This window comes from Cylindrospermopsis sp. CR12, assembly GCF_001432185.1.
Taxonomy (GTDB): domain Bacteria; phylum Cyanobacteriota; class Cyanobacteriia; order Cyanobacteriales; family Nostocaceae; genus Raphidiopsis; species Raphidiopsis raciborskii.
Genome location: NZ_LMVE01000003.1, coordinates 1 through 5,371, shown reverse-complemented (window position 1 = coordinate 5,371; position 5,371 = coordinate 1). Strand labels below are relative to the sequence as shown.

General features: G+C 42.1%; 8 protein-coding genes and 2 pseudogenes. All 10 read left to right on the top strand.

From position 1 onward, the window contains the following. Positions 1-101 precede the first annotated feature (101 nt). The gene (locus ASL19_RS00325; RefSeq protein WP_235528883.1) at positions 102-1,940 is read left to right on the top strand and encodes an ABC transporter ATP-binding protein; all 1,839 of its coding nucleotides are present in this window, start codon (positions 102-104) and stop codon (positions 1,938-1,940) included. Next, positions 1,840-2,058, top strand: a complete 219-nt coding sequence (locus tag ASL19_RS16385) for a DUF4351 domain-containing protein (protein ID WP_072149046.1) — start codon at positions 1,840-1,842, stop codon at positions 2,056-2,058. The genes ASL19_RS00325 and ASL19_RS16385 overlap by 101 nt, the downstream gene beginning before the upstream one ends. Before the next feature lie 435 nt (positions 2,059-2,493). Next, positions 2,494-3,240, top strand: coding sequence for a hypothetical protein (locus ASL19_RS00320; RefSeq protein ID WP_057176832.1), 747 nt, complete (start codon positions 2,494-2,496; stop codon positions 3,238-3,240). Positions 3,241-3,504: 264 nt separating this feature from the next. After that, on the top strand, positions 3,505-3,666 hold the full coding sequence (locus ASL19_RS16380) for a glycosyltransferase (protein WP_082604623.1): 162 nt from the start codon (positions 3,505-3,507) through the stop codon (positions 3,664-3,666). Positions 3,667-3,731: 65 nt separating this feature from the next. Next, a complete protein-coding gene (locus ASL19_RS00315; protein ID WP_057176831.1) occupies positions 3,732-4,040 on the top strand; it encodes a type II toxin-antitoxin system VapC family toxin in 309 nt (102 codons plus the stop codon). Between the two features lie 9 nt (positions 4,041-4,049). Then, positions 4,050-4,190: a hypothetical protein gene (locus ASL19_RS16375; RefSeq protein WP_082604624.1), complete on the top strand. Its 141-nt coding sequence runs from the start codon at positions 4,050-4,052 to the stop codon at positions 4,188-4,190. Between the two features lie 414 nt (positions 4,191-4,604). Further along, positions 4,605-4,700, top strand: a pseudogene (locus ASL19_RS18880) (hypothetical protein); the annotation flags it as partial. After that, complete coding sequence (locus tag ASL19_RS00310; RefSeq protein ID WP_057176830.1) at positions 4,697-4,906, top strand: type II toxin-antitoxin system HicB family antitoxin; 210 nt, start codon at positions 4,697-4,699, stop codon at positions 4,904-4,906. The pseudogene ASL19_RS18880 and the gene ASL19_RS00310, both read left to right, overlap by 4 nt. Next, the gene (locus ASL19_RS18000; protein ID WP_057176829.1) at positions 4,887-5,105 is read left to right on the top strand and encodes a hypothetical protein; all 219 of its coding nucleotides are present in this window, start codon (positions 4,887-4,889) and stop codon (positions 5,103-5,105) included. The genes ASL19_RS00310 and ASL19_RS18000 overlap by 20 nt, the downstream gene beginning before the upstream one ends. 6 nt (positions 5,106-5,111) lie before the next feature. Beyond that, positions 5,112-5,371: pseudogene (locus tag ASL19_RS00300) on the top strand (transposase); the annotation flags it as partial.

Below are 5,371 nucleotides of genomic sequence, written 5' to 3'. Positions count from 1 at the left end.
ATCGGTTACAGTGTCTACAACGGGCGATTGCTTCGCAATCGCCCTTTTGATTTAAAATAAATTTACATGTACCACAATTAATAGACTACAATCACCCACCCATGTCCCTACCTCAAGACCTCCACCGACTATACCGCCTGCTCCCTTCCCATCGTCGTCAACAACTACTGTGGTTATTTATCCTCATGCTGCTCACTGCTACTAGTGAAGTCATTAGCCTAGGAGCAGTCCTCCCCTTTTTAGGTGCCCTAAGTAACGCCAACGGAGTGCTACAAAATCCCACATTCCAACCCCTTTGGCAGAAATTAGAAGTCTCCACCACCTTTCACCTGGTACTTTGGTTGGCTGGAACCTTTGGTATGGCAGTCATATTAGCCAATATCCTACGCATAATTACTCTCCGCTCCCAATTGAGATTTGCAGCCGCCATAGCCAGTGAACTCAGTTGTGAAGTGTATCGCCGGGTTTTGTATCAACCCTACAGCTTTCATGTTCGCCACAGCAGTAACGAATTAATTGCCGGGATTACAAGTGATATTAGTCTGGTGAGTAACACTATTTTACCCCAAACTCTATTGTTGGCGGTCAATACAATGATTGTCATTGCCCTGGTGCTATCGGTTGTGATCATCAGTCCAGGAATTGCTATTGGGACAGCAGTAACCCTGGGGGTCAGTTACTGGATTTTGCTAGAAGTGAGCAAACACACTTTAGCTAATAATAGCCATACTATTACCAGTCAGAACCGATTTTTGATTAAGTATCTGCAAGAGGGTTTAGGGGGAATCAGAGATGTAATTCTGGAGAGGAACCAAGGCATATTCGTCAATAGCTATGGTCAGGTAGATAGACCACTGCGGTTGGCAAGTGCCAATAATGCTTTAATCAGCTTGGTACCTCGTTATATTATTGAACCTATAGCCATGGTGGCAATCTGTACCATTGCCGTGGTCATGGCATATCAGCAGGAGCAATTAGCTAGAGTAGTTCCCATTTTAGGGGCTTTAGCTTTAGCTGCCAACCGCCTCTTACCAGCTTTACAGGGATGTTTTAGTTCTATTGCATTCCTGCGGGGGAACCAAGTATCTCTGCAAAAGGTTTTAGAGAAGTTGGCCATGCCCGTGGATATGTTGCCCACCCCCCAGGGAATGGGAAAGCCTTTAAATCAAGGCTTACAGTTACGGAATGTTTGGTTTCGTTATAGTCCATCCACACCTTGGGTATTACGGGATTTGTGTTTGGAGATTAAAGCCAATACCACCGTGGGTTTTGTCGGTACCACTGGTAGTGGTAAAAGTACCACAGCAGACCTGATTTTGGGGTTATTACAGCCAGAAAAGGGAGAGATTTTAGTAGATGGGGAACCCCTAGAAGGGGAAAGATTAGCCAATTGGCAACGCACTATTGCCCATGTACCTCAAAGTATTTTTCTTAGTGATGCTACCATAGCGGAAAATATTGCCTTTGGTGTACCCCTGGCTGAAATAGATATGGAGCGAGTGCAGGAAGCAGCAAGACTAGCTCAAATTGCGGATTTTATAGAAGGTCGAGAGGGAGGATATGAAGAAATTGTGGGTGAGCGGGGTATTCGGTTATCTGGTGGTCAGCGTCAACGAATTGGCATTGCCAGGGCATTGTATAAACGAGCTTCTATAATTGTTTTGGATGAGGCCACCAGCGCCCTGGATAATACCACAGAAAAGGAAGTGATGGCAGCAATTGAGGGGTTAAGTCATCAGTTAACTGTGATTTTGATTGCTCATCGATTGAGTACGCTGGAAAAATGCGATCGCATTTTTCAGTTGGATCAGGGACAGGTTTGTCAAGAAGGCGATCACCATGGTGATTCGCCAACTAACTCGGCGACTGGGGGAGTTGTCGGAGCAACGGTTGGGACAGATCCGGCAATTGTCAGTACCTCAATTAGAAGCACTGGCTGAATCTTTACTGGACTTTAGACAGATTTCTGATTTAGAAGCATGGTTAAAAGACGCAGAAAAATCCAATGGTCTAAAACCACAACTTGATATGCAAAATGGCAATCAACTAGATGTGTAATCGGTCACAATGTCTACAACAGGCGATCTCGCGAGTGCTTTGCGAGCTCCCATAGAGAGTGCTTCCTAATCGCCCTTTTAATTTGAAACAAATTCACATACACCATAATCACCCACAGCAAAACCAGTCGGTTAAAACCGACTTGAGCTTTGAGACCGGGAATCAATTCCCGGTCTCCCCCACAGACAGTCTCCAGGCTTGGGTTAACTCAACTAATAACAGCTAATTCCTTAGAGGTTTGTTGTTATATTGACTAACTCGTAACTTTGTGGCACACAAAAGCATTGTTTGGAAACCTGACTGGTGATCTCGCAAGGGCGATTGCCTCGCAATCGCCATTTTGATTTAAAATAAACTCATATAAACAACTCCTGTGGTTGAGCGGAGTCGAAATCAGCTAAGCTGATGTGTAGGAGTATATTGGAGCGGGAGAATATGGCGACTACTGCTGATGAGGTATGGAAACTGCTGGGAGAACTTATTGAGTCTCAGAAAGAGACAGAAAGGAAATTCCAAGAAACGGATCGGAAGTTCCAAGAAACGGATCGTCTCTTGCGTGAGCAGTCCCAAGAAACGGAACGTTTCCTGCGCGAGCAGTCCCAAGAAACGGATCGGAAGTTCCAAGAAACGGATCGTCTCTTGCGTGAGCAGTCCCAAGAAACGGAACGTCTCCTGCGTGAGCAGTCCCAAGAAACGGATCGGAAGTTCCAAGAAACGGATCGTTTATTACGTGAAGAATCCAAAAGGGTTAATAACCAAATTGGTCAGTTAGGCAATCGACTAGGAGAGTTCGTCGAATCACAGGTGCGTCCAGCAGCAGTGAAATTATTTCAAGAAAGAGGTATAGCAGTCAAAGAAATAGCCAGCAACACTTATATCCAAACGGGAAAAGAAGGATTAGAAATTGACCTATTAGTTATTAATAGTTCTGATATTATTTTAATTGAAGCGAAAAGTAAACTGTCAGAAGACGATGTGAATGAACATTTAGAAAGACTATCAAAATTCAAGCGTTTCTTCCCCAGGTATGAAAGTTACCGGGTGTTGGGAGCGGTAGCGGGAATGGTAATTCCACTGGATGTTTCTCGTTATGCTTATCGGAAGGGATTATTTGTAATTGGTCAGTCAGGAGATAATTTAGTCATTCTCAATGACGATAAATTTAGACCTCGAGGGTGGTAATTAACACTAGTGGCTGGAAGACTGGCGATCTCGCGAGTGCTTTGCAATCGCCCGTAGAGAGTGCTTCCCAATCGCCATTTTGATTTAAAATGAACTCGTATAAACAACCCCTGTGGTTGAGCGGAGTCGAAATCAGCTAAGCTGATGTGTAAGAGTATATTGGAGCGGGAGAATATGGCGACTAATTCTCCATAAAACAGGCGCAAGAACCTACTTTCCTTGGTTACTTTGATTGAAAAATTAACAAAATTTTTACAATTTACAATGCACAATAACGCACTGAAAATAAGTATTTGTATTCCCACTTACAATGCTGAAAAATTTATTCGCACCACAATATCTTCTTGTCTTGAACAAACCCAAGCCCCTTATGAGATTTTACTATCAGATGATGGTTCAAGCGATCGCTGTTGGCAATCCAGCTAAAATAATTAGAGTTGTTGGAAAATAAGGGATAATAATCAAGCAGACAAGTAGGGTGACATTAATGGATTTGGTGGATAACAGAATCTAAAAATCTTTCGGTACAAGCTACTGAAGCCATTAACAAAGCTGATATCATTGGCATTGCTGCAATTAGTTGCTGGGAATTAGCAATGCTGGTTGCCAAAAATAGAATTGGTTTATCAATGGATGTCCAAATTTGGATAAATCTCGCACTTCAACATCCAAAAATTCAACTGTTAGCTTTAACACCAGAAATTGCGGTGCTGTCAACTAGATTACCAGGGAATTTTCATGGTGATCCAGCAGATCGATTGATTGTAGCCAGTAGTTTAGTTCACCAAAAGTTTCCTTGAAGTAGACATATCATACGTTACATAAAAAGCGATCGCGTTTGGATTGCCTATAGAGCTATTATCCTACCAGGTGTTACTTTAGGAAATGGAGTTGTAGTGGGTGCGGGTGCGGTAGTATCGCGTTCGAGGGTTTTTCTGTCTCAATTTTAACCTATAACCAATAATCACCCACGACAAAACCAGTCGGTTTCAACCGACTTGAGCTTTCCCCCACAGACAGTCTCCAGGTAAGGGTTAATTTAAACAATGACGAGTAATTCCTTGGGGATCTCCCAATGATGTAAAGAAATGTAAAATAATCGCAATCCTTGGTTTATTTATGCAACAAGTTATGATATTATACTGGCATGAGGTAATTGTTCCTCCTGTTTCTAAATGAAATATAAACTAAACCATAAGGTGCAGGGCTTTGACGGTCTATATGATCTCAGTTCGTACCAACTAGACTCATCTACCTAGGTGGCTAGTGGTAGGATGTCTCTGTCTCAATTTTAAACTATAACGAATAATCACGGGTAATTCGTTGGCGATCGCACTCTCCCTAGTCCGGAGCATCAGGCCTCCTTAGAACCCCAAGAATTAAATCAGCTGGTACGACAAATTCGAGATTTACCCAAACTATTTTGCGCTCAAACCAGTTCAAGTAAAAAATATATATGAACAACAACAGCAAACAAATTTACAATTACACCGTGATTCTCGAAAAGGAAGAACATGGAGGCTATCATGCTTTTTGCCCGATTCTCAAAGGCTGTCATTCTCAAGGAGACACTTTTGAAGAAACAATTGATAATATTACAGAAGCTATTGAATTGTATCTTGAAAGTTTAGAAAAAGAAATGTTCTTTGAATTATTACAAAAATAATATCCCTAATACCTCCAGTTCAGACCTGAATCCTTACATTCAAACAATCAATGTAACCTTGTTACAGTTGTTAGGAACGAATGAAGAGGAGATAGGTAAGGAACTGTTGCAAAATGCAGAAGCTGAATCTTTACTGGATTTTAGACAGATTTCTGATTTAGAAGCATGGTTAAAAGACGCAGAAAAATCCATTGTGTGATTATTTATGGTAAAAAAATCAGATATTGGCGGTAAACGTTTAATTGGACTTAGTCCACAAGCTTGGGGGCGTTGGGTCACGGGGGATAAAACGATCAAAGTTCAGGAAATTATTAACAGTGAACTTCAATGGATCGAGCGGGAAAGTGATGTTTTGCTCAAGGCCCATAGTCCTGAGTGTGGCGATTTTATTCTACTGAATGAGCTACAACTGCGCCATGATGCTAAGATGCCCCGAAGAATGCGAGCTTATGCTGCTCTAGTAGA